This is a genomic window from Pseudoalteromonas sp. MB47 (genome assembly GCF_011319765.1).
Lineage (GTDB): Bacteria > Pseudomonadota > Gammaproteobacteria > Enterobacterales > Alteromonadaceae > Pseudoalteromonas > Pseudoalteromonas simplex.
The window spans coordinates 445,165-468,757 of the sequence record NZ_VFBD01000031.1; the positions used below are offsets into that span (position 1 = coordinate 445,165).

Annotated in this window: 20 protein-coding genes; 6 read left to right on the plus strand and 14 right to left on the minus strand. The window is 42.1% G+C overall.

Going from position 1 to position 23,593, the window contains the following annotated elements; translation table 11 throughout:
• Nucleotides 1-7 precede the first annotated feature (7 nt).
• Nucleotides 8-2,428, minus strand: a complete 2,421-nt coding sequence (gene hrpB, locus IMPJCBKJ_RS20285) for an ATP-dependent helicase HrpB (RefSeq protein WP_166341822.1) — start codon at nt 2,426-2,428, stop codon at nt 8-10.
• A 169-nt stretch (nt 2,429-2,597) separates the two neighbouring features.
• Here hrpB and IMPJCBKJ_RS20290 point away from each other — a divergent pair, with 169 nt between their 5' ends.
• The gene (locus IMPJCBKJ_RS20290; protein ID WP_240921066.1) at nt 2,598-3,365 is read left to right on the plus strand and encodes a transporter substrate-binding domain-containing protein; all 768 of its coding nucleotides are present in this window, start codon (nt 2,598-2,600) and stop codon (nt 3,363-3,365) included.
• Nucleotides 3,366-3,560: 195 nt separating this feature from the next.
• Entirely contained in the window at nt 3,561-3,758 is a 198-nt protein-coding gene (locus tag IMPJCBKJ_RS20295) for a CsbD family protein (protein WP_138619436.1), read from the plus strand.
• A 40-nt stretch (nt 3,759-3,798) separates the two neighbouring features.
• On the opposite strand, the gene IMPJCBKJ_RS20895 is transcribed toward IMPJCBKJ_RS20295, so the two are convergent.
• From IMPJCBKJ_RS20895 to metA, 4 genes are all read right to left on the minus strand, one after another.
• Nucleotides 3,799-4,839, minus strand: coding sequence for a GGDEF domain-containing protein (locus IMPJCBKJ_RS20895; RefSeq protein ID WP_166341824.1), 1,041 nt, complete (start codon nt 4,837-4,839; stop codon nt 3,799-3,801).
• Nucleotides 4,840-5,182: 343 nt separating this feature from the next.
• Nucleotides 5,183-7,813: a methionine synthase gene (gene metH / locus IMPJCBKJ_RS20305; protein WP_166341826.1), complete on the minus strand. Its 2,631-nt coding sequence runs from the start codon at nt 7,811-7,813 to the stop codon at nt 5,183-5,185.
• 9 nt (nt 7,814-7,822) lie between these two features.
• Entirely contained in the window at nt 7,823-8,890 is a 1,068-nt protein-coding gene (locus IMPJCBKJ_RS20310; protein WP_058586491.1) for a homocysteine S-methyltransferase family protein, read from the minus strand.
• On the minus strand, nt 8,880-9,827 hold the full coding sequence (gene metA, locus IMPJCBKJ_RS20315) for a homoserine O-succinyltransferase (RefSeq protein WP_166341828.1): 948 nt from the start codon (nt 9,825-9,827) through the stop codon (nt 8,880-8,882). Before metA ends, IMPJCBKJ_RS20310 begins: the two co-directional genes overlap by 11 nt.
• Nucleotides 9,828-10,073: 246 nt before the next feature.
• Here metA and ettA point away from each other — a divergent pair, with 246 nt between their 5' ends.
• The 3 genes from ettA (at nt 10,074) to IMPJCBKJ_RS20330 (ending at nt 13,189) form a co-directional block, all read left to right on the plus strand.
• Entirely contained in the window at nt 10,074-11,747 is a 1,674-nt protein-coding gene (ettA, locus tag IMPJCBKJ_RS20320) for an energy-dependent translational throttle protein EttA (protein ID WP_130151038.1), read from the plus strand.
• A gap of 114 nt (nt 11,748-11,861) precedes the next feature.
• On the plus strand, nt 11,862-12,227 hold the full coding sequence (locus tag IMPJCBKJ_RS20325; RefSeq protein ID WP_138600217.1) for a PilZ domain-containing protein: 366 nt from the start codon (nt 11,862-11,864) through the stop codon (nt 12,225-12,227).
• Nucleotides 12,228-12,280: 53 nt separating this feature from the next.
• Nucleotides 12,281-13,189, plus strand: coding sequence for a histone deacetylase (locus tag IMPJCBKJ_RS20330; RefSeq protein ID WP_166341830.1), 909 nt, complete (start codon nt 12,281-12,283; stop codon nt 13,187-13,189).
• A gap of 81 nt (nt 13,190-13,270) precedes the next feature.
• Here IMPJCBKJ_RS20330 and cyoE read toward each other — a convergent pair whose 3' ends face one another.
• The 6 genes from cyoE to IMPJCBKJ_RS20360 form a co-directional block, all read right to left on the minus strand.
• A complete protein-coding gene (cyoE, locus tag IMPJCBKJ_RS20335) occupies nt 13,271-14,155 on the minus strand; it encodes a heme o synthase (RefSeq protein WP_054554292.1) in 885 nt (294 codons plus the stop codon).
• Between the two features lie 141 nt (nt 14,156-14,296).
• A complete protein-coding gene (gene cyoD, locus IMPJCBKJ_RS20340) occupies nt 14,297-14,656 on the minus strand; it encodes a cytochrome o ubiquinol oxidase subunit IV (protein ID WP_135923748.1) in 360 nt (119 codons plus the stop codon).
• On the minus strand, nt 14,656-15,291 hold the full coding sequence (cyoC, locus tag IMPJCBKJ_RS20345; RefSeq protein ID WP_054554290.1) for a cytochrome o ubiquinol oxidase subunit III: 636 nt from the start codon (nt 15,289-15,291) through the stop codon (nt 14,656-14,658). The genes cyoD and cyoC overlap by 1 nt, the downstream gene beginning before the upstream one ends.
• The gene (gene cyoB, locus IMPJCBKJ_RS20350) at nt 15,288-17,276 is read right to left on the minus strand and encodes a cytochrome o ubiquinol oxidase subunit I (protein WP_054554289.1); all 1,989 of its coding nucleotides are present in this window, start codon (nt 17,274-17,276) and stop codon (nt 15,288-15,290) included. The genes cyoC and cyoB overlap by 4 nt, the downstream gene beginning before the upstream one ends.
• A 2-nt stretch (nt 17,277-17,278) precedes the next feature.
• Nucleotides 17,279-18,193 carry a ubiquinol oxidase subunit II gene (cyoA, locus tag IMPJCBKJ_RS20355; protein WP_054562298.1) on the minus strand — a complete coding sequence of 305 codons (915 nt, stop codon included), beginning with the start codon at nt 18,191-18,193 and terminating at the stop codon, nt 17,279-17,281.
• Nucleotides 18,194-18,430: 237 nt separating this feature from the next.
• Entirely contained in the window at nt 18,431-18,850 is a 420-nt protein-coding gene (locus IMPJCBKJ_RS20360) for a hypothetical protein (RefSeq protein ID WP_166341832.1), read from the minus strand.
• A gap of 416 nt (nt 18,851-19,266) precedes the next feature.
• Between IMPJCBKJ_RS20360 and IMPJCBKJ_RS20365 the strand changes: the two genes are divergently transcribed.
• Nucleotides 19,267-20,622 (plus strand): M14 family zinc carboxypeptidase, encoded by a 1,356-nt coding sequence (locus tag IMPJCBKJ_RS20365; RefSeq protein WP_166341834.1) that lies wholly within the window; start codon nt 19,267-19,269, stop codon nt 20,620-20,622.
• A gap of 214 nt (nt 20,623-20,836) precedes the next feature.
• Here IMPJCBKJ_RS20365 and IMPJCBKJ_RS20370 read toward each other — a convergent pair whose 3' ends face one another.
• The 3 genes from IMPJCBKJ_RS20370 to IMPJCBKJ_RS20380 all read right to left on the minus strand — a co-directional run bounded on the left by IMPJCBKJ_RS20370 (nt 20,837) and on the right by IMPJCBKJ_RS20380 (nt 23,585).
• Nucleotides 20,837-21,814, minus strand: a complete 978-nt coding sequence (locus IMPJCBKJ_RS20370) for a transposase (protein WP_166341836.1) — start codon at nt 21,812-21,814, stop codon at nt 20,837-20,839.
• A 190-nt stretch (nt 21,815-22,004) separates the two neighbouring features.
• Nucleotides 22,005-22,217 (minus strand): (Na+)-NQR maturation NqrM, encoded by a 213-nt coding sequence (gene nqrM, locus IMPJCBKJ_RS20375; RefSeq protein WP_055020649.1) that lies wholly within the window; start codon nt 22,215-22,217, stop codon nt 22,005-22,007.
• A gap of 336 nt (nt 22,218-22,553) precedes the next feature.
• On the minus strand, nt 22,554-23,585 hold the full coding sequence (locus tag IMPJCBKJ_RS20380) for an FAD:protein FMN transferase (protein WP_138618069.1): 1,032 nt from the start codon (nt 23,583-23,585) through the stop codon (nt 22,554-22,556).
• Nucleotides 23,586-23,593: the final 8 nt, after the last annotated feature.

A 23,593-nucleotide genomic window follows, 5' to 3' on the forward strand; every position in this document is an offset into this window, starting at 1 on the left:
ATTAAAATCACATCTTACTTTTTACTTTATTAGTCGCTTGGCTGGTTGCGGGGTTATCTGGCCAAAAATGTTTTGGGTAACGCCCTTTCATTTCTTTTTGCACATCGCGGTAACTTGTTTGCCAAAAGTTAGCTAAGTCTTGAGTTAACTGCAGTGGTCGCCGCGCTGGTGATAATAGCTCCATTAATAATGGCAATTTACCTTGTGCCAGCAAAGGCGTGCTGGTCATGCCATACACCTCTTGCATGCGCACACTTAGCTTCGCAGGACCATCTAGCTGATAGGTCACTTTTACATTTGAACCACTTGGCACCGTTAATCGTAAGGGGAGCAATTCATTCAATAAACTTTGCTGCTGCCAATCAAAACAGCTTTTAATTGCTTCGCTGTAATTGAACTTTTTTAATTGCTCAAGGTTTTTAATATCATCCAAATAAGGTGCAAGCCATTGGTTATCGGCAATTAATTCATCGTGATTTAAAAGCGGGAATGACTCTGGTAACAGCTTACTTGCCAAGCTCATTCGAATAAGTAACTGCTCACTATCGGGCTGTTCATTAAATAACGAAAAGCCCTGCTTACTAAATAAGTTTAACCACGCTTTAGTGCGCTCGCTCTTATCTAGGGGCTGTTTACTTGGTTGACTCGCTATGGTGATAGCACCGAGCTTGAGCTCATCTTGATGGATAAAGCGCCCTGCTTTTTCATCGTATTCGCAGCGAGTTTGCTCAGTAAATAAATGCGAAAGATCATCTTCTAGCTCACTTGGCATAAAGGCAACAGCAGCAAAAACACGGTTTCCCTTATGGCCGCCCATATGCGCAATAGCAATATAATCATCGTTATGCCAAAACTCCTCACTTAAATCGGCGCCTGCACCATTGGCAAGTAAATAACCATTACCGCGCTTTTTGGCTAGGCGATCAGGAAAAGCAAGTGCCACCAGCAGCGACAAGTACTCTGTTTTAAGCTCATTAACCGGCTTGAGTTGCAAGCGCGATAGCCAATAATTTAATTGCTGCTTAAATACTAGGTGTGGTTTGCTGTGCTGACTATGTAATGCCAAATTAAGATCAGCTGGCATACTAATGCGGCTTTCAAGCAGCGCCGTTAAATACCCCGCTAATACATAAATACCAGGCATGCGCTGATCCAGTTGCTTTGCCTTAATGAGCATGTGCGAGAGGCGAATATCGGCTCCATAACTCAGCATTTGACTGCCAAGGGGTGTTAGCTTTTCATTTTTATCAATGGCTTCGAGCATTTTCAAAAGTGCCGTTGCCTGTTTAATTTGCTGGTTACTAGGTGAGTCGAGTAAGCTAAGCTCAGCAAGTGATGCCCCCCACTGCTTTGCCTCTAATAACAACTGACTAATATCACTGGTCAGAATTTCTGGCGCATCATGACTGTTACGGCGCTCAAAGGTTTGCTTAGAGCCTAAACGATACACAACCCCCGGCTCAATTCGCCCAGCACGACCAGCGCGCTGTATGGCAGAAGAACGAGAAATACTCTGCGTAACAAGCTCTGTAACACCGGTTTTTAAATTAAAATTGGCAGCACGGCGTTTGCCGCTATCAACCACAATGCGTATTCCTTCAATGGTCAAACTGGTTTCAGCGACATTGGTGGTTAGTACCACTTTGCGTTTGCCATTTTTAGCGGGCGCAATAGCAGCTTGTTGCTCTTTTTTATTTTGCTCACCATACAGGCTAAATACTTCAACGCTATCATTTAAATCATTTAAAGACTGCTGAACGCGCATGATTTCACGCTGTCCAGGTAAAAACACTAAAGCACTGCCCGATTGCTCACTAAGCGCCTGTTTTATTACTGCAGGTATGTCATCGAGCCAACGGCTTTCGTCTTTAAGTGGAATATACACTTCATCAATAGGGTAGCTTCGACCTTGTGATGAAATAATAGGACAGCTGAAAAACTCACTGTAACGTTCGCCATCTAAGGTTGCCGACATCAGCAATATTTTTAAATCATCGCGAAGTGCTGCCTGTGTTTCGAGGGCAAATGCCAAAGCCGTATCTGCGGCAATTGAGCGCTCGTGAAATTCATCAAAAATAAGTAAGTCTACATCACTAAGCTCTGGGTCATTTTGCAACATACGCGTCAGCATGCCTTCCGTGACAATTTCGAGTTTAGTTGTAGAACTTACTTTTGATTCGCCACGAATGCGTAAGCCGACACTGTCACCGACTATTTCATTCTGCTGACTTGCCAAATACTGGGCAATATTGCGTGCGGCCAGTCGTCTTGGCTCTAACATAACAATGCGTTTAAAGTGCCCTTCGCGCATTAAGGTAAGAGGCAGCCATGTTGATTTACCCGCTCCCGGTGGCGCTTGCAATAAGGCCATTGGGTTACTCTGTAATGTGGTTAACAGGGATTGATAAATATCTTGAACTGGCAGCACGTTAGGTATCTCTTACTTTCTTTTCACGCATTGTATCAAAAAACTAAAAATTGCGATGGCTATAGGCTTATTTTCTATTTCGGGCTTTAAAAGTGAAAACATTGCATTCTGCCAGTTTAGATTTATTCTTGATTAAACGACCGCACAAAAGTCAGAATAAGGAATAAACTTGTTCAGGATTTACACCCGTATTTTAATCACCTTGCTATTTTTAGCTTTACCGCTTCAAAAAGCATATAGCCAGCAAAAGATTACGGTTGCACTTGGCAATACACTTCCACCTTGGGTGATGGCTGAAGACAACACAGGCATTATTCCTGACTTACTTCGCGCGACACTGGGTGCTCAAGGTTATCAACTACAATTCGTCTACGTGCCTTATGCAAGACGGATCCTTTTATATAATGAAAACTTAGTTGATGTAGTATCTGATATAAACAATAAAGTTATTGAAGCTAATCAAATGAGCGGTTACTTTTCAGATATTGCTTACAACTATGAGAACTTTGCGTTTAGCCTAGCCAAGCGAAATTTCGACCTCAAGTCCATCGCCCAACTAAAACATCATACCGTGCTATCTTGGCAAGGTGCTAAAGCGCGACTTTCACCTGAATATCGCGACATGGCAAAAGAAAACCCTAATTACTCAGAAACATACGACCAATCAACCCAAGTACGGCTTTTATATCGTGAACGGTATGAAGTGATCCAAATGGACGGAAAAATTTTTGACTACTACCGAGCGTTAATTACAAAACATGAGGAGGTTGATGTGTCTGAACCGGTGCAGCGGTTTGCTTTGTTCGGCAAAAGCCCCAATGGTTTTTTGTTTCATGATGAAGCCTTAAGAGACCGGTTTAACGAGAGTTTACGTAAACTAAAATCAACTGAAGAATACACGCGGATAATCAATCGCTATACCTCTAAGAGCCACTAAGTATCTAAAACTAGCGCAACAGAAAATATTACAGGCTGATTCTAAAAACTACGTAGTAATTGCAAACTTTTAAATTCCACTCATTAGATTTAAAAACATAAAACAACTACAAATCAATAATTTAACAAGTTTCACCAAATTGGTACAGCGATTGCTCTTACTAAGGTGAATGTTTAACAGAGTAAGGAGATTATGATGAACAGCGATCGTTTAGAAGGCAACTGGAAAGAGCTTAAAGGTAAAGCACAACGTAAATGGGGTGACCTTACCAATGATGATTTAGATAAAATTGAAGGTAGCCGTAAAGAGCTGGTTGGTAAACTTCAGCAAAAATACGGTAAATCAAAGGAAGAAGCTGAACGTGAAGTCAGCGACTTTGAAAAAAGCCATTAATTTGAGCAATCAATAAAGCCGCTAATTGCGGCTTTATTTATCAAGCAGGCTCATGCTTTGCTAAATCTACTTCAGCAACCGTTTGATTTTTACCTTGTGATTTAGCGCGGTAAAGTCGTTTATCAGCAATGTTTAAGCAATGATCCATGCTCTCATCAGCGACGCGCACGTACAGGCCAATACTTAAGGTGACATGAAACCGGTGCTGGTCACTCGTAAATGGCTTTTCAGCGAGCTTCTTATGGATTTTTTCAGCGACTTTTCTGGCTCTAAGCTCATGCCCTGTTGGGATCACAATTAAAAACTCTTCGCCGCCCCAACGGGAAATAATATCTTCTTCTGTGCACACGTTTTTAAATACATTAGCGAAAAATATTAGCACCTCATCGCCCACTTGATGACCGTATGTGTCGTTGATTTGCTTAAAGTTATCAACATCCATCAGCAAGAACACAGCCCCTTCGCCAAAGCGCTTATCTTGCAAACATTCGGTTGCGTAGCGACGGTTAGCGAGTTCTGTCATCGCGTCAGTGCGAGCCAGCTTTTGATTAAGTTTAAGTTGCTCCATTAACTGCAAACTGTATTTGTTGCGATAATATTCGTAGAAGCCACCCAAAATACATAAAATAGAGAAGCACAGCATGACCCGTGTAGGAAAATAATGACTCGGATAACTGTAATAGCCAAATTGATCAGTAAAATAAAAAAGCACCGAGATAATAATGGCAAGCAAGATAAGATCAAACGCCCCGCGCTTTAAACCACGAATAAAAAATGTCACAGGAGAGACGATAAATAGCCATAACGGCCCAGTGCCATTACTCCCCCCAGAGACAATTAAATAACACATCATCGAATAGAGAGCGTACAGCATAAGTACTGCGATGGTTTCGTCACGATTTTTAATGACAAAAGGTGAGGCAAACACAAAGCCGCCAATAATCAATAAATAGCTAAGGGCATGGTAACCATCTTGATAGCTGGTGATCGCCATTAAAAACGAGGTGATTGAACCAATAAATGCAAAAACACGTAAAAATCGTGCTTTATCTTTGTCACTTGCATTCACTGTATCAATCACTATTTCACCTTAGATTTTTTGATCAATCTCAACAATACCAATCCGCAATAATACTTAATCATTTTGAGGGATTAAACCTGTCGCTACCTGCGTTAAAAATTTCTGATTTAGAACAACTAAATAACGAAATTTTTGCCTTGTTATCAACGAGGTTTTATTGCCTCAAAATAGACCACTTTATTAAGCGAATTGGTATAACTTTAACACAAATATATAAATTAGAAGGAATTTGCCAGTATTAAAGCAATTAAAAAGAAAAAAGTATGATAAAAAATGGGCATAAAAAAACGAGCCATTTGGGGGCTCGTTTTTAATTTAAACAAAAGCTAATAACTAAAGGTTATTATTCCGGTTCATAGCCCAAGTTAGGCGACAACCAACGCTCGGCTTCTGCAAGCGTCATGTTGGTACGCTTAGCGTAATCTTCAACCTGATCTTGTTGAATTTGCGCCACTGCGTAGTACTTAGCTTCAGGGTGAGAGAAATACCAACCAGAAACCGCCGCACCCGGCCACATTGCGTATGAACTTGTTAGCTTCATGCCGATACGCTGTTCGGTATCAAGTAACTGCCAGATTTTCTTCTTCTCTGTATGTTCAGGACAAGCCGGATAACCTGGCGCTGGGCGAATACCTTGGTAGTTTTCACGAATAAGTTCATCGTTCGATAGGTTTTCATCTACCGCATAGCCCCAATACTCTTTACGCACTTGCTCATGCAAGTACTCAGCAAACGCCTCAGCTAAACGGTCTGCAACGGCTTTAACCATAATCTTATTATAATCATCTTGCTTAGCATCGAAGGCATCGGCAAGGTCATCTTCTTCAAGACCACCAGTAACCGCAAACGCACCAAAGTAGTCAGGAGTGCCTTTTGGCGCAATATAATCAGCTAAACAATAGTTAGCAAAGTCGGTTTTTTCAGTTTGCTGACGTAAATGACACGATGTAGTTAAAAGCGTTGTACGCGACTCATCGGTGTAAATCTCAATGTCATCCCCTACTCGGTTTGCAGGGAATAAACCAATGACACCTAAAGGTTGCAGCGCACCTGATTGCTCAAGCTCATCAAGCATTGCGTTGGCATCAGCGAATAAGCTTTTAGCCTGTTCACCAACAATTTCATCTTCAAGAATACGTGGGTACTTACCAGCGATTGACCACGTCATGAAATATGGTGTCCAGTCGATGTACTGTCTTAACGTCGCAATCGAAACATCTTTAAACTCAGTCACACCCAGCTTTTTCGGTACAGGTGGCGTGTAGTTATCCCAATCAAGTTTTACAGCGTTGTCGCGAGCACGCTGTAAAGTAACGGGTTTTGAGCGTGGCTTTTTACGTGCTTGTTGTTCACGTACTTTTTCATACTCAGCCTTGGTTTTCTCTAAAAATGCCGGCTTTAACTCTTTCGACAATAAATTAGAAACCACACCCACAGCGCGGCTGGCGTTATTTACGTAAACCACACCTTTATCATACTGAGGCTCAATTTTAACCGCGGTATGCGCTTTAGAGGTTGTTGCACCACCAATCAGTAACGGTAATTCAAAACCACGACGAGTCATTTCTTTCGCAACATGTACCATTTCATCAAGTGATGGGGTAATCAGCCCTGATAAACCAATAATGTCGGCTTTTTCGTCTATGGCGGTTTGCAAGATTTTCTCTGCCGGCACCATCACACCAAGGTCGATAACCTCGTAGTTATTACATTGCAGTACCACGCCTACAATATTCTTACCAATGTCGTGTACGTCGCCCTTAACGGTTGCCATAACCACTTTACCATTGGTTGCGCCCTCTTCTTTTTCAGCTTCAATGAAAGGGTCAAGATAGGCAACGGCGCGCTTCATCACACGAGCTGACTTAACAACCTGAGGTAAGAACATTTTACCCGCACCGAATAAGTCACCTACTACGTTCATGCCGTCCATAAGCGGGCCTTCGATCACTTCGATAGGCTTAGCTTTGCTCTTGCGGCACTCTTCGGTATCTTCGTCGATGTACTCGGTAATGCCTTTTACTAACGCATGTTCAAGGCGCTTTTCGACAGGCCAAGTACGCCACTCTAAATCTTCTACTTTCTCTGCTTGTGCCATACCTGAGTATTTTGGTGCAAGTTCAACAAGTCGCTCACCAGCACCTGGGTCGGTATTGAGGATCACATCTTCTACAGCTTTGCGCAGCTCTTCGGGGATATCGTCGTAAACCGCTAACTGACCCGCATTAACAATGCCCATGTCCATACCCGCTTTAATCGCGTGGTATAAAAACACAGAGTGAATAGCTTCACGAACTGGATTATTACCACGGAACGAGAAAGACACATTCGATACACCGCCCGACACTTTACAGTGCGGTAAGCCTTGCTTAATTCGACGCGTACCTTCGATAAACTCAACAGCGTAGTTATCGTGCTCTTCAATGCCCGTTGCGACGGCAAAAATGTTCGGGTCAAAAATAATGTCTTCTGGCGGAAAGCCAATATCATCAACGAGTATTTTGTAGCTACGCTGACAAATCTCGAACTTACGATCAGCAGTTTCTGCTTGCCCAGTTTCATCAAACGCCATTACAACCGCAGCAGCACCAAAGCGTTTAATTAGCTTAGCTTGGCGGATGAACGGCTCTTCACCTTCTTTAAGTGAAATTGAGTTAACAATGGCCTTACCTTGAATACACTTTAAGCCTGCTTCAATCACGTCCCATTTAGATGAGTCGACCATGATAGGTACTTTTGAGATATCAGGCTCTGAGGCAATTAAGTTTAAAAACTTTACCATCGCCGCTTTCGAGTCCAACATGGCTTCATCCATGTTGATATCAATTACTTGCGCGCCATTTTCTACTTGTTCACGGGCAACATCGAGAGCGGTCTCGTAATCTTCTTCCATGATCAAGCGCTTAAACTTAGCCGAGCCTGTTACATTGGTACGCTCACCGACGTTAGTAAATACAGCAATTTGGTCAGTCATGTCGGTTTCCTAGTTTAAGTTACACGCTTCAAGGCCCGATAAGCGCATACGCACTTCAAGCTCAGGTAATTGGCGAGGTTTAACACCTTCAAGGCCTTTCGCAAACGCTTTAATATGAGCTGGTGTAGTGCCACAACAACCACCTACAATATTGATAAAGCCAGACTTGCCCCAGTCGATAATTTCTTTTGCCATTTCAGGGGCTTCTAAATCATACTCGCCAAACTCATTCGGTAAACCGGCATTGGGATGCACCGAGGTAAAGGTTTCACAAACGCGCGATAACTCTTCAACATACTGGCGCAGTAAGTCAGGGCCAAGGGCGCAGTTAAGGCCGATTGATAGCGGTTTAATATGGCGAATTGAGTTATAAAATGCTTCTGTGGTTTGCCCTGATAAAGTTCGGCCAGAGGCATCAGTAATGGTGCCCGAGATCATCACAGGTAAACTACGACCAGCTTGCTCGAATGCTTCTTCTACAGCGAACGAAGCCGCTTTTGCATTAAGGGTATCAAAGATGGTTTCTATTAAAATAAGGTCAGCACCACCTTCCATTAATGCCAGTGTTGACTCAACATACGCCGCCACCAGCTTATCAAAGTTGATATTACGATAACCTGGGTCGTTTACATCTGGTGAAATAGAACAGGTTTTTGACGTTGGCCCAAGCACACCGGCTACATATCGCGGTTTGCTAGGATCCTTTGCTTCAAGTTCATCACACACGCTGCGTGCAAGCTTCGCTGACTCGAGGTTGATTTCGCGGCTAAGGCTCGCCATGTCGTAATCTTCCATCGAAATAGTCGTGGCATTAAAGGTATTCGTTTCGATGATATCAGCACCGGCTTCTAAGTAAGCACGATGAATATCAGCAATGATTTTTGGCTGAGTTAGGCTTAATAAATCGTTATTGCCTTTAATAAGTACGTGCCAGTCTTTAAAGCGCTCACCGCGATAATCTTGTTCTTCTAATTTATATTCTTGGATCATGGTGCCCATCGCGCCATCGAGGATTAAAATTCGCTGTTTTAGCGCCTCGGTTAATTGTTCGCGTTTATTCACTGCATTACTCGGCATAGTTGTTAGTCCTTACATCTTGGCTAACTAAGTTAATATCATACGGTGTAGTTTGGTACACATAATAGTTTAACCAATTCGAAAACAATAAAAAGGCATGGCTTTGCCACGTTTTCGACGGTTCGTTGTCTGGGTTATCGTCAGGGAAGTAATTTTCTGGCTTAGGTGCATCCGCTGATTTTTCTTGGTCGCGTAAATACTCCCCTTTTAAGGTATGAGCATCGTACTCTGGATGGCCAGTAATATACACTTGGCTACCTGATTTATTTTTAATTAAGTAGGCACCTACTCGTTCTGATCCGGCTAACACCACCAGCTCTTCGCAGGCATTAATCTTATCGATATCAATATGACCATAACGAGAATGTGGCACTAAAAAGGTATCATCAAAGCCACGCGTTAGCGCTGCGTGGTCAAAATAGCTTTTATGGGTAAATACGCCACTGAGTTTGTTTGGTTTAAGTTCGCGCTTGAGGCCATAGTGATGATATAGACCCGCATGGGCCGCCCAACACGAAAACAGCGTAGACGTCACATGCTGCTCTGCCCAATCTAAAATAACTTTTAGTTCGTCCCAGTAAGCAACTTCGTCATACTCTAAATGAGCAAGCGGCGCGCCCGTTATGATCATGGCATCGTAGTTATTATCTTTCACCTCTGAAAAATAACGATAAAACGTATCCATGTGCTGTTCAGAGTTACTACTGGTGCGATGGGTATCTAAGCGCAACAGCTCAACATTAACTTGCAGCGGTGAGTTTGCTAACAAGCGAATAAACTGCACTTCGGTTTCAACTTTGTTTGGCATTAAGTTTAAGATGGCCAAACGCATTGGGCGGATTTCTTGCGTTTTAGCACGACTTTTTGGCATTACAAACACGTTTTCTTGACGTAACTTTGCAATGGCAGGCAATTCATCTTTTACTGTAATGGGCATAGCTGGCTCCGAGCATACTTATCTGACTGCTAATTATGAACGGATAGTTAGAAATTTCAACCTCTAGATGTTTAGATGTCTAAATGAAGTGATATTTCTGAGTGGTCATTAATTAAAATGTATGACTCTTTGAGTAAATAACACCTTGATATTAAGCCTATCATAAACGCTGAATTCTGTATTTTGAGGTAGTTTGGGTATACAATACTTGCTGTTAATTTTTATTATAAATTGAAGGCTCCTTTCATGGTGTTACCAGATAAGTTTATATTCTCGATGAGTCGAGTTTCTAAGGTTGTGCCACCTAAGCGCACTATCTTAAAAGATATTTCTTTACACTTTTTCCCAGGCGCAAAAATTGGTGTGCTAGGTCTAAACGGTGCAGGTAAATCAACGTTGCTTCGCATTATGGCTGGTGTTGACCAAGACTTTGAAGGTGAAGCTCGCCCTCAACCAGGCACTAAAATCGGTTACTTACCGCAAGAACCTGTACTAGACGAGAACAAAACAGTTCGCGAAACAGTAGAAGAAGCAGTAAGCGAAGTTAAAAATGCACTAAACCGCCTTGATGAAGTATACAACGAGTATGCAATGGATGGTGCTGACTTCGATGCGCTTGCTAAAGAGCAAGGCGAACTTGAAGCTATCATCCAAGCGCACGATGGTCACAATATCGACAACGTGTTAGAGCGTGCAGCTGATGCATTACGCCTTCCACCTTGGGATGCAAAAATTGAACACCTTTCTGGTGGTGAGCGTCGCCGTGTTGCGATCTGTCGTTTACTACTTGAAAAACCAGATATGCTTATTCTTGACGAACCTACCAACCACTTAGACGCTGAGTCAGTTGCTTGGTTAGAGCGCTTCTTACACGACTATGAAGGTACCGTGGTTGCTGTAACCCACGACCGTTACTTCTTAGATAACGTAGCAGGTTGGATTTTAGAGCTTGACCGTGGTGAAGGTATTCCTTGGGAAGGTAACTACTCATCGTGGCTTGAGCAAAAAGATTTACGTTTACAACAAGAACAGAAATCTGAAAAAGCACGTCAAAAATCAATCGCGCAAGAACTTGAATGGGTTCGTTCAAACCCGAAAGGCCGTCAAGCTAAGTCTAAAGCACGTATGGCACAGTTCTCTGAGCTTCAGCAAAACGATTACCAAAAGCGTAACGAAACGAATGAACTATTTATTCCACCGGGTCCACGCTTAGGTGATCAAGTTATCGAAGTGAAAGGCCTGAAGAAGAGCTTTGGCGACCGCGTATTAATCGATGACCTAAACTTTGCAATGCCGAAAGGCGCTATCGTAGGTATTATCGGTGCCAATGGTGCGGGTAAATCAACGCTATTCAAAATGCTAAGTGGTGAAGAAACGCCAGATAGCGGTGAGATCATTGTTGGTGACACTGTTGAGCTTGCAACGGTTGATCAGTTCCGTGGCGACATGGACGAAAGCAACACTGTTTTCCAAGAAATCTCTAACGGCCAAGACGTATTAAAAATTGGTAACTTTGAATTCCCAAGCCGTGCCTATGTTGGCCGCTTTAACTTCAAAGGTAACGACCAACAAAAATTCGTTAAAGACCTATCAGGTGGTGAGCGCAACCGTTTACACCTAGCTAAGTTACTAAAAGCTGGTGGTAACGTATTACTACTGGATGAGCCAACCAATGACCTAGACGTTGAAACACTACGTGCACTTGAGAACGCTATTTTAGAGTTCCCTGGCTGTGTAATGTGTATCTCGCATGACCGTTGGTTCCTTGACCGTATTGCTACACATATTCTTGATTACCGTGATGAAGGCCAAATTAACTTCTTCGATGGTAACTACACAGAATACGAAGAATGGTTGAAGAAAACCTTAGGCGCAGAAGCGGCACAACCTAAGCGTATTAAATACAAAAAAATTGGCTAATTAGCTGATACTCAAAAAGCCCCTACTCAGGGGCTTTTTTGTTGTATTAAGCTTTGCTATCACTCACTCCATTATGATCTATACTATTAAGTAACTAAAGTTGGAGATACAGCTATGAATGAACGCAGAGAGTTTTCGCGGGTATTATTTTCTTGCCCTGCGGTCCTTCGTATCGAAGATAACGACTATCACTGTCAGTTACTTGATCTATCTTTGCAAGGTGCGCTCATTACTAAAAGTGATTCATTTTTAGTGCCTATTCATAGTAAAGCTGACTTAATCTTTACCCTACCAGAGTCAACTATCGAGATTAAAATGCAAGTGGAGCTGTGCCATGTTGAGCATCAGCATGCAGGCCTTCGCTGCGATCATATCGATATTGATAGTATTACTCACTTAAAACGATTGATTGAGCTAAATCTGGGTGATGAGGCATTATTACATCGCGAGTTAGCTCATTTAATTCACGCGCCAGAGTAAACATTTGCCGTTAGATTCGTTATGCTGTAGCAAATTCAGCTATTTAATAAGCTATGCAGTTAAATCCCCACTTACCCTTGGTGTATCATCCAAATTACTCGTTTAGTTTCGATCCTAACCATCGCTTTGTGATGAGTAAGTTTGCTTATTTATATGAGCATGTACAAAGTCTTGGATTAATAAATGACAACCTAACTCAACCGATGCTTGGCAGCCCTGAGCCCCTTGAGTTAGTGCACTGCGAAAATTATATCCACGACCTTTGGCACAACCGCTTAGATGAAAAAGCGATGCGCCGTATTGGCTTACCTTGGTCAAAAGAGCTGATGGCACGTACCTTTACTGCTCCTCTGGGCACCTTACAAACAGCACGCTTAGCTCTTAAACATGGCATTGCTTGCCACTTAGCGGGAGGCACTCACCATGCTCATACTGATTTTGGCTCAGGCTATTGCATGGTAAACGACCTCGCTTTCACCAGCGAAACCCTGATAAAAAGTGGTGAAGTAACCAATATACTTATTTTTGATTTAGATGTTCATCAAGGTGATGGTACCGCAGCAATGCTGGCGCATCAGCCCTACGCCTATACTTGCTCTATTCACTGTGAAAAGAATTTTCCATTTCGAAAATCAGCCAGCGATTTAGACATAGGTTTAGCACCGAATGTCGCTGATAGTGAATACCTAAGCGTTGTTGACGATACGCTGAGTTATTTATTAAACACCCTAAACCCAGATTTAGTGCTTTATGATGCAGGTGTAGATGTGTGGCAGCAAGATGGCTTAGGAAAACTTGATATAAGCTGGCAAGGGATAGCACAACGCGACCATTTAGTTCTCAAACGTTGCCTTGAGCACAATGTACCTGTCGCAACCGTGATTGGTGGTGGTTATGATAAAGACCATCGCCGTTTAGCGGCTCGTCATGGCATTGTAGTAGAGCAAGCTGCTCGATTTTAAAAACAACAAAGAAAAAAGGCCCGGTGGAGAAAAAACCGGGCCTTTGCTACTGTAACATTGGGATATGTTAGCAACTTTTTTCTAAGTTAAAACAAGTAGCTGTGGAGCTACCGAATGGTAATCTAAAGCCATCGCTATGCTCAAAACCGTGATGTTTACAATTGAAAAAGCAAACACTTGGCGCGCCCAGCCGCTTACATCAATATTGCGACGATAGCCACGAAGCGCCATTAGCAACCACCAAAAACTCGTTGTACAAGCTACAGCCATAAAGGCTAAACCTGTATAACCACTAATGGTTAATAACATCACAACCAACGCATACACGGCGATATATAAAACAATGTGATGCTTTGCCTTCTCGATCCCCTGCGCTACTGGTAACACAGGAATTCTGGCCGCTTGGTAGTCGTTATAACGAAAGATTGCAATTGCATATGAATGAGGCATTTGCCATAGACTAAACATGACCAATAAAATCACAGCACCAGCATCAAACTGCCCAGTTACGGCACAATAACCCACTACAGGCGGTACTGCGCCAGATAAACTTCCTACAAAGGTGCCGTACACAGAACGACGTTTCATATATAAGCTGTACACACCTACGTAGATGACGTAACCAAAAGTAGCAAATAAGAGTGCCACTACGTTGGTATACACAGCTAATAACCCGAAACCAATAACACCAAGCACGATGCCATGTGCCATAGCCGCCTTTGCTGACATTTCGCCAGTTACTGTGACGCGTTTGCGAGTGCGCGCCATAGCAACATCAATATCACGATCAATCACGTTATTGATCGCGCATCCTGATGCCACTACTAAAGATAACCCTAGTAAGGTTGCGATCATTAACCATGGGTCAATATCACCGCGAGAGGCTAGCAAGAATCCCCCCGCGACAGAGATCAAATTGCCCATGATAATGCCAGGTTTAGTGACATTTAAATAACGTCGAAACACTTCCTCGACTCCTCTAATTTTCAGCACAAACGCAATATTACGAAAGAAACTAGCTAGTAACAGACTGTAAGAACTGGAGACACAACCTCAGACTAACCAGCTCCTTTCGTAAATCTTTTACCAATTACAAAGTAATTGTTATTAGTACATCATCATGGCGTTCGATTCGTAGATGATCCACACCGACAAACCAACCACCATTACAATGATTAAAGCACTAAAGATAAACGACAATGAACTTGCCTTGCCGTCTTCAGTTTTGAAGTTTAGGTGTAAGAAATATTTCAAATGCACCCAAATTTGCACAATCGCCATGCTCACGATGCACCATGCAGTGGTCGTTTTAGAAAACGAACCACTCATCACAGCCCAAAATGGAATAGCCGTTAAAACCACTGACAATACAAAACCAATTAAATAGTCTTTAACGCTGCCATGTGATTGTTCATTATGTGCATGAACTTCTAAGTTATTAATTACATGTGATTCACTGTGACTCATTACATTGCTCCCATTAAATAAACAACGGTAAATACACAGATCCACACCACATCTAAGAAGTGCCAGAATAGGCTTAAACAACTTAGGCGTGTCACTGTTTGTGGGTTTAAACCACGGCGCACAACTTCAATCATCAGGACAGTCATCCAAATAAGACCCGCTGTAACGTGAAGACCATGTAAGCCCACTAAAGAGAAGAACGATGTTAAAAAGGCACTTTGCTGAGGGCCATTACCGTGCGCAATTAGGTGATGAAATTCGTACACTTCCATACCAATAAACACTGCACCAAAGGCAAAGGTAACCAGCAACCAAGTTAACGTAGCCGCCTTTTTCTGCCCGTGAGCAGAGATCATCGCAAAGCCAAATGTGATACTACTAAGTAGTAGAGCTGCAGTTTCAACCGCAACAAAATCAAGTTCAAAAATATCTTTACCCGACACACCGCCAGCAGTGTTCATAAACAATACTGCGTAGGTTGCAAAGAATGATGCAAACAACAGACAGTCAGTCATAAGGTAAAGCCAGAAACCAAATACGGTGTTACCACCTGTATCGTGGTGCTCATGGTCATGTGCATCGACATGACCGTGTGCGCCGTTTAAGGTGTCGAGCCCTGCAGAAATGCTACTCATGCATTCACCTCCTTCGTAGCGGCTGTATTGTGAGCCGTTTCTAGTTCAACAATTTCATCTGGTTGCACGTAATAATCAACATCGCTGGTATAACAACGCTTGATGAACACCACGATAGCACCCAGTAAACCAAAGGCGGCAAGCCACCAAATGTGCCAGATCATGGCAAAACAGAAGGTTGTTAAAGCTGCGCTCATTAATACACCTGCCGATGTATTCTTTGGCATATGAATTGGGCTATAAGAGGCTTCTTGCTTGTAAGCTAAGCCTTTCTCTTTCATGTCTGTCCACGCATCGATGTCATCAACATGAGGGATTTTCGCAAAGTTGTAGTACTGCGGAGGTGAAGCAGATGCCCACTCAAGAGTATGACCATTCCACGGATCGCCCGTTGTATCGTCAAGTTGCTCGCGGTTTTTGAAGCTCACTACAAGTTGCACAACTTGGAACAAGATACCGAACATAATGATCACCGCACCGCCAGCTGCAATGTATAACCAAATGTTCCAATCAGGGTTGTTCGTGTGGTTTAAGCGACGTGTCATACCTAAGAAACCAAGTACGTATAACGGCATAAATGCCACGAAGAAACCAATTAACCAGCACCAGAAAGATCGTCTGCCCCAGCTCTCGTCAAGTTTGAATCCCATTGCTTTAGGGAACCAAAACGCAAAACCAGCTAAATAACCAAATACCGCACCACCAATGATGGTGTTATGGAAGTGAGCGATTAAGAATAAGCTGTTGTGTAATACGTAGTCAGCACCAGGAATAGCAAGTAACACGCCGGTCATACCACCGATAGTGAACGTCACCATAAAACCTAAAGTCCAAAGGACAGGCACAGTAATACGTAAACGACCACGATACATAGTGAATAACCAGTTAAATAACTTAACCCCGGTCGGTACCGCAATAACCATGGTCATAACACCAAAGAAGGCATTAACGTTAGCGCTTGAGCCCATAGTAAAGAAGTGATGAAGCCAAACGATAAAACCTAAAATCGAAATTGCACCGCTTGCATAAACCATCGACTTATAACCAAACAGGCGTTTACCAGCAAACGTTGAGATAACTTCTGAGAAAATACCGAACGCAGGTAAGATCAGAATGTAAACTTCAGGGTGACCCCATGCCCAGAATAAGTTGATGTACATCATCGCGTTACCACCTAATTCATTCGTGAAGAAGTGGAAATCGAGATAACGATCAAGCGTTAACATAGCCAGTACAGCAGTTAAAATTGGGAACGATGCTGCAATTAAGATATTCGCCCACGTACATGCCCAAGTAAAAATAGGCATTTTCATTAATGTCATGCCTGGTGCACGCATTTTAAATACAGTCGCTAAGAAGTTTACCGATGTTAATAAGGTACCCAAGCCGGATATCTGTAAGGCCCATATATAATAGTCAACCCCGACACCTGGACTGAATGACAATTCAGACAACGGTGGATATGCCACCCAACCCGTTTTCGCAAACTCACCAAAGAATAATGAGATATTGATTAGGATTGCACCGCCAGCAGTTAACCAAAAGCTAAGGTTATTTAAGAATGGGAATGCAACATCACGGGCACCAATTTGCAGCGGTAAAATGATGTTCATTAAACCAATCATAAACGGCATCGCCATAAAGATGATCATGATCACCCCGTGTGCCGTAAATATTTGGTCATAGTGCTCTGGTGGTAAGTAACCACTTGCACCGCCAGTAGCCATTGCTAATTGCAGTCGCATCATAATGGCATCCGCGAAACCACGGAAAAGCATGATAAGCGCAAGAATGATGTACATAACGCCTAAACGCTTATGGTCAATTGAGGTGATCCAGTCGTGCCAAATCACGCCCCACTTTTTATATTTTGTTACTAAGCCTGCCACTAACAGACCTAAGACAGCAACAACCGTCATGGTAACCATGATAATTGGTTCATGAAACGGGATTGCGTCTAATGTTAATTTACCTAACAACGACATGATTATTCCTCGTCCTCGCTGTGCTTCTTATGAGCTGAGTGCTCTGGCATAGCGTGTTGCATTGCACCGTGAGAGCCATGCGCTTGCATATATTTCATTACGATTGAATGGAACATATCTTTATCTACGCTGGCATAGTATTTAACTGGGTCGTATTCACTTGGTTTTGCAAGTTCAACATAGCTTTGCTTAGTCAATGCAGAACCAGTATTTTTTACTTTGTTTACCCAAGCATCGAAATCAGCTTCTGTGGCTGTTGCAATGGCATCGAACTTCATACCTGTGAAACCTGCACCACTGTAGTTAGCAGAGAAGCCTTTAAAAGTACCCGGCTCATCAGCAATTAAATGAAGCTTTGTTTCCATGCCTGCCATTGAATAAATTTGGCTACCAAGCTGTGGAATGAAAAACGAGTTCATGGTGCTTTCTGAGGTGATCTTGTACTGCACTGGCACATTGGCAGGAAAAACAAGCTCATTCACTGTGGCGATGCCTTGCTCTGGATAAATGAATAGCCATTTCCAGTTCAAAGAAACAACCTCAACAGTAAGGTGCTTACCTTTACCCTCAAGTGGTTTATATGGGTCAAGTTGTTGCGTTGACTGCCACGTGATCACACCTAAAATCGCAACGATGATGATAGGAATGGTCCAAACTACAGCTTCAATCTTATTAGAGTGCGCCCACTTTGGAGCGTAAATTTCTTGATCTCGTCCATCACGGTATTTCCATGCAAAATAAATTGTCATGGCAATAACTGGAATCACAACAATCAGCATTAACACCGTAGCTACGATAATTAAATACTTCTCGTCGACACCAATTTGACCTTTTGGATCGAGTACCCCGCCTTTACAGCCAGACAAGGCCAGCACTAAAGACGCTAGAGCAATATTACAAAGGTTTCGAATTGACAAAGGAATATCCTACAACCTAAAAGTTAACACTTGTCGAAATAAGAACACGACGCTTTTCTGCAACAGATGCTACAGATATCCCTCGGCTGACTAACGAGCACGACAAATCGGCACGCTAATAAGTGAGGGATTTTAGGTTGGCTGGCTGAAATTTGGGCGTAAAAAAACCCACTAGGTGCTTAGTAAAGACAACTTAGAAAAACGACTAAATGGCTGAACTTAAGCAACAAAGCTTATTTACAGACAACCACTTACACGAGGAGGAGCACGACAGCCATGAGCGCTGTGTACTACTAAAGACTTTATCGTTTCACGCGCAGCGAAGGCCGCTTTACGTAAAATGACACCTGCACGACGCGCAGGGAAGAAATGGAAGACCAACCAGCATAAACCAATAAGTAATTGGCAAGACACCACTGGGTAAGTTAAAAAACTCAAAACATTAAGTAATGGGGTTTCGTATAAAGCACCTTCACTTAATAAACTTCTTAGCCCGTGAGCATCTTCTAATGTACCGTTGATTAGCATCGCTGAATTAATCAGCAACAAGGCTAAAACTGACATTAGCTCTTTACCAGCAAAAAACGCACGCGCAGCCAATTGCAACCTAGCTAAGCTAGACTGTTTGACACCTTGTGACTGATTAATTGCTCGCAAAACTCACGCCTTTTATCGCTTTTACTACATTTCAGGTAAGTGGCTTACCCTATTTTTTAATGCGGTAACATGATCTTCATCAATAAAGTTTCAGTAATTACTGAAATTTCGATGTGGAGTATAACAAAGTCAACAGACGGTACAAGTAGAATTTTACAGCACACGGTTAAGTATTGTTTAGCCACTTGATAACAAATTGTAAAAAAAACAAACCTATTGAAGCTAAGTAGTTAAAAGTAATACTGTATTTTATATAGCGAAAAGCAATGAAGAAAAATAAAATAGCATAAAAACAGCGATTTAAAGCATACTTAGTCAGTAGCAATCGAAGCTTTAATACTGAACAAGGATTAGCCAAAGACGTTAAAATATAATATTCTGCAAAAAAAACAAAACAAAGAATAAAAGAGATAATTATGCGTCAATATGCACTCGCTGCAACCTTTTTAGCACTAAGTACCAGTACACTTGCAAATACGATTGAAGACACCGCTGTAGCTGGCTTAGATAAACCTGCGATTTACTACGCCGATATAGAACCCCACTTAAAACGCGCAGCAAAACATCCAAGCGTCACACTAAAACAAATCGGCACCTCTTTCCAAGGACAGGCACTTAATTCTCTAAAAATCGGCACCGGCCCAATCAAAGTGATGATGTGGAGCCAAATGCACGGCGACGAAAACACAGCTACTGCCGCACTAATGGATTTTTTAAGCTTTATAACCGCAGATGAAAACGCACAATGGCTAGAAAGCTGGCAACAAAAAGTAACTCTTCTCATTATCCCTATGGTGAACCCAGACGGCGCGGCAGCTCAAACTCGCCATAATGCACAAGGTATTGATTTAAATCGTGATGCAAAAGCCCTTCGCACAAAAGAAGGACAAATACTCATGACTGCGGCTGATGAATTCAAACCTGATTTCGGCTTTAATTTACATGATCAGAATGCCTATTACGGTGCCGGAAAAATGGGAGAACAAGCCACTATTTCAGTGCTAGCACCCGCCTATAATGAAGCAAGAGAAGTGAATAAAATTCGTGGTGAGGCTATGCAATTTATTGCTCATTTAGCCAAAACGGTTGAAACCATGATCCCAGGGCACTTGGGGAAGTACAACGACAGTTACTCTTATCGCAGTTTTGGAGATACTTTTTCGGAAAAAGGTATCCGAACTATATTAATTGAATCAGGTGCTTACCCAAACGACCCAAACCGACAAATAGCCCGTAAAGTTAACCGTGTTTTATATAAAAAGACCATTGATTCAATAACTTCGGGAGAGTGGCAAAGCGCTAAAATAGCCCAGTACCACGCCATTCCATTTAACACTAAAGACAATTGGGTAGACTTACTAATAGATGATGTAACTGTAAAGAGTGAGCTAGGTGATTACCAGATAGATATTGCAATAAACAACAAAAGACAGTCACCCATAATCAAAGAATTGGGTGATATAAGCAGTATCCGCAAAGGTTACACCAGTTTAGATGCAAGCAGCCTGAACTTTAGAACCGGTAACAGTTTTGTTTTAAATGAGTCGTTAACGCTTACCGAAAATAAATATAAAGAGCTTTTAATACAAGGCTATAGTTGCTTTTCTGGCGATATTAATATGCTAGAAAACTCCACAAATTGGCCAGTTTACGCATGCAAAAGTGTATTTACATCAATACCTTCACTTCATGCACCTGCCGCCTTTTTCTTACAAGCAAACGGTAAAAATAAGTACGCTGTTTTAGGAGCTAAGTTAATTAATTTAGAATAAACACGATTTAAAAAGACAGGCACTGTTAAAAGTGCCTGTTATATCTCCAAATTCCTTAAATTTGTTAACCTAAAATAATAGTTGCGTAGGCAAGCTAGCCTATTAGCTTAATCTAACAATAACAACCAAGATAAAAGATTTAGCTTTATGAGAATTGAAAGCACAAGTTAGCTGCAAGTGTTTGCAAAAAATAAAAATTGAGAGAAATTTAAGATTAACTGGCAAGTAATAACTTACAGCTTGTAATGTTACTTCGTCGCTTACGCGCAGTTTTACTGCAATAACTTTCGATAGTACCTACTCGACCTGCAGCTCCATGAAATAAGTTTTCAAATTGAGTTGTTAATGTTAACCAGTTTTTAGCTTCCAAATTCAGCCTTTCAAGAATAGGAGGTAAATGATGCTCTATATATCCCAGCTTATCCGCGCTGATACAACGCCCAGTTTGCTCCACAAGTAGCAGGTATGACTTTAACTCAAAAGGTATTCCCTTTGATTTATACTTGCTCATGCCACCAATAAAACGAGCTAGTAACTTAGGTTGCTTTGACTCCTTCGCGCTTTCGCATCGCTTTTTAAAACTGGTATAGTCCGATTGTTCCGGCGTGCTCGCAGCTTTAGCACGAACAGGGTTTAAATCAACATAGGCCATGCAGGCTAAAAGCGCTGATTCATCAAGGAGAGCTTGGCTTTTAAAGCGCCCTTCCCAAAAATGCCCAGTACATTCATCTTCTTTATTTGCCCGTCTGGCAATATATTCATTTAGCATTCGCATGAACCAACTAATGCTCGAAAGGCGCGTTCTGTATTCTGCAACCTCTTTATTTAAGAAGACTTGTTGACCATCACTTAACGGCTCACCATGAAGGGCTTTTTGACCTAAAGGCGTCATTTTACTGAGCTTAAACCAGCGTAAAAGGATGGCCTTATCCGATAACCTATTTGCTTTTTTATCATCAACATAAAGCACAAGATGCGTATGATTGCTCATCACTGCATAAGCACATACATCAATGCAAAATACCTTTGCAAGAGCAAGCAGACGCTGTTCAACCCACCCTCTGCGGTGTTCATAGGATTTACCTGTGAGTGTGTCTTCTCCACAAAGGTAGGCACGTCTAACACAGCGAGATACACAATGATAATATTTGGTGTTTGACAAACAGATTTGCCGCTTCCTTGCTAAAGCCATCGTCCACTCCTTGAACTGATAATTTGAAATGCATTAAATGTAATTAAAGTTTAGACAATATCTTTTTTACTGCAAGAATGAGTTCATGGATAAAAGTGACTGTCTTTGTAAATATTCAAAATAGTTTTAAAGTGACTGTCCTTGTAAAATTTAGGTATTAAAAAAGCGCCTTTGGGCGCTTTTTTTGTGGTTAAAGAATTTGATTCTCTTTCCAGACTTGTTCTTTTGCCATGCGCTTTTTACGCTTGTCACATGGGTCGTCGCAGTCGCAGGCTTTGTCGATACCAACAGCGCCTAGGCCACCACAACTACTGGCCATAGATTTCTTTTGCACAATCATTCCGACAGCCATCGCCGCCACAATTAAAATAAGTAGACCAAATGTAAGAAGAAAAAGTGACATTGCTTTGCCCCTATCGTCAGCAATTAAATCGAGCCCAACTAATTAGGCTGCATATATTATATACCTAAACGACCTCAAGGTGCGAGTTTCAGTTAGAATTAAAAGCGATTTAGGCAAGGCATTGATTGCAAGCAATAGTGGTTCTATTGTTAAAATCAATAACGCGGTATAAATCGCTTTTAAACCAATCCTTTGGGCGCTTCACAGGCGCTTACTCTCATCGTTGTTAGTTCTGGGACTGCCATTGTTGCAAAGTAACGCCTTGATATTAAGCACCTGTGGAACGCTGAGTTCTGCATCTTGAGGCAGCTTGGTTATACACTGCTTCTTGCCCTGCTACAAATATGGTTTAAATGCAGGGCTTGAATAAGTTACTAAACCATTGTCTGACTTACCAATTAAATACACTGGCAAATCGTGCTCTTCGGCGTATTTCTGCGCCTTTTCCATGCCCATCACTGTAATTGCCGTCGCTAAGCCATCTGCAGTCATCGCTGATGGGTGTAAAACAGTAACTGATACCAAATCATGACGGCTCGGCATACCTGTTACAGGGTCAATTAAGTGGCTATAGGTAACACCATCCATTTCGTAAAAAATTCGGTAATCACCGGATGTCGCAATACCATTAGTACCCGGCTCAATTACTTTATGTACTTTACGCACGCCAGGCTCAGCATCAGGCTGCTCAATAGCTATTTTCCAAGTGATGTTGTTTGGCTTAATACCCGACACACGAAGCTCACCACCAATCTCAACCATATAATTAGTGAAACCATGGCTTTCAATCACTTGTGCTACTTTATCAATACCATAGCCTTTTGCTGTAGCAGAAAACGACAGCTCTAAACCATCAATCGTCTTCATAAGACCAGCATCTGTAAGTTCAAGCTTATCAACACCAATTTTGGCAACCATTGCGGCCAAGGCTTCATCGCTTGGGCGTTTAGTCGGCTTTTTATCTGGACCAAAGCCCCACAAGTCAATAAGTGGCCCCATGGTCACATCTAACGTTTTTGTTGATTCGCCAAGGCGAATTGATTCAGCTACCACGTTTCTAAAATCAGCGCTTATTGGCATTACCTGCCCTGCTGGTAACTGGTTGAACTGGTTAATTTCTGAATCAGGAATGTAAGTCGACATAGATTGATTTACATCTTTAAGCACTTGCTTAATTTCCGGGTGTAAATCAACACCTGCAACCTTTGAAGACTCTGCAAACACCTTAATGTGATAAGTGGTGCCCATTGTCTTACCTTCAAAATAAAGCTCTTCAGCCTTATCTGATTGACCGCAGCCAGCCATGAGTAAAGTCATAGTTAATAGGAAAAAGGCCATCAAGCCTTGGCGATAAAACACTCTATTCATAGCATTCA

Excerpts from the sequence above, each read along its gene's own strand:
- IMPJCBKJ_RS20295 (WP_138619436.1), top strand. The coding sequence starts at position 3,561 with ATGAACAGCGATCGTTTAGAAGGCAACTGGAAAGAGCTTAAAGGTAAA.
- metH (WP_166341826.1), bottom strand. The coding sequence starts at position 7,813 with ATGACTGACCAAATTGCTGTATTTACTAACGTCGGTGAGCGTACCAAT.
- IMPJCBKJ_RS20310 (WP_058586491.1), bottom strand. The coding sequence starts at position 8,890 with ATGCCGAGTAATGCAGTGAATAAACGCGAACAATTAACCGAGGCGCTA.
- metA (WP_166341828.1), bottom strand. The coding sequence starts at position 9,827 with ATGCCCATTACAGTAAAAGATGAATTGCCTGCCATTGCAAAGTTACGT.
- ettA (WP_130151038.1), top strand. The coding sequence starts at position 10,074 with ATGGTGTTACCAGATAAGTTTATATTCTCGATGAGTCGAGTTTCTAAG.
- IMPJCBKJ_RS20325 (WP_138600217.1), top strand. The coding sequence starts at position 11,862 with ATGAATGAACGCAGAGAGTTTTCGCGGGTATTATTTTCTTGCCCTGCG.
- IMPJCBKJ_RS20330 (WP_166341830.1), top strand. The coding sequence starts at position 12,281 with ATGCAGTTAAATCCCCACTTACCCTTGGTGTATCATCCAAATTACTCG.
- cyoD (WP_135923748.1), bottom strand. The coding sequence starts at position 14,656 with ATGAGTCACAGTGAATCACATGTAATTAATAACTTAGAAGTTCATGCA.
- cyoC (WP_054554290.1), bottom strand. The coding sequence starts at position 15,291 with ATGAGTAGCATTTCTGCAGGGCTCGACACCTTAAACGGCGCACACGGT.
- cyoB (WP_054554289.1), bottom strand. The coding sequence starts at position 17,276 with ATGTCGTTGTTAGGTAAATTAACATTAGACGCAATCCCGTTTCATGAA.
- IMPJCBKJ_RS20365 (WP_166341834.1), top strand. The coding sequence starts at position 19,267 with ATGCGTCAATATGCACTCGCTGCAACCTTTTTAGCACTAAGTACCAGT.
- IMPJCBKJ_RS20370 (WP_166341836.1), bottom strand. The coding sequence starts at position 21,814 with ATGGCTTTAGCAAGGAAGCGGCAAATCTGTTTGTCAAACACCAAATAT.
- nqrM (WP_055020649.1), bottom strand. The coding sequence starts at position 22,217 with ATGTCACTTTTTCTTCTTACATTTGGTCTACTTATTTTAATTGTGGCG.
- IMPJCBKJ_RS20380 (WP_138618069.1), bottom strand. The coding sequence starts at position 23,585 with ATGAATAGAGTGTTTTATCGCCAAGGCTTGATGGCCTTTTTCCTATTA.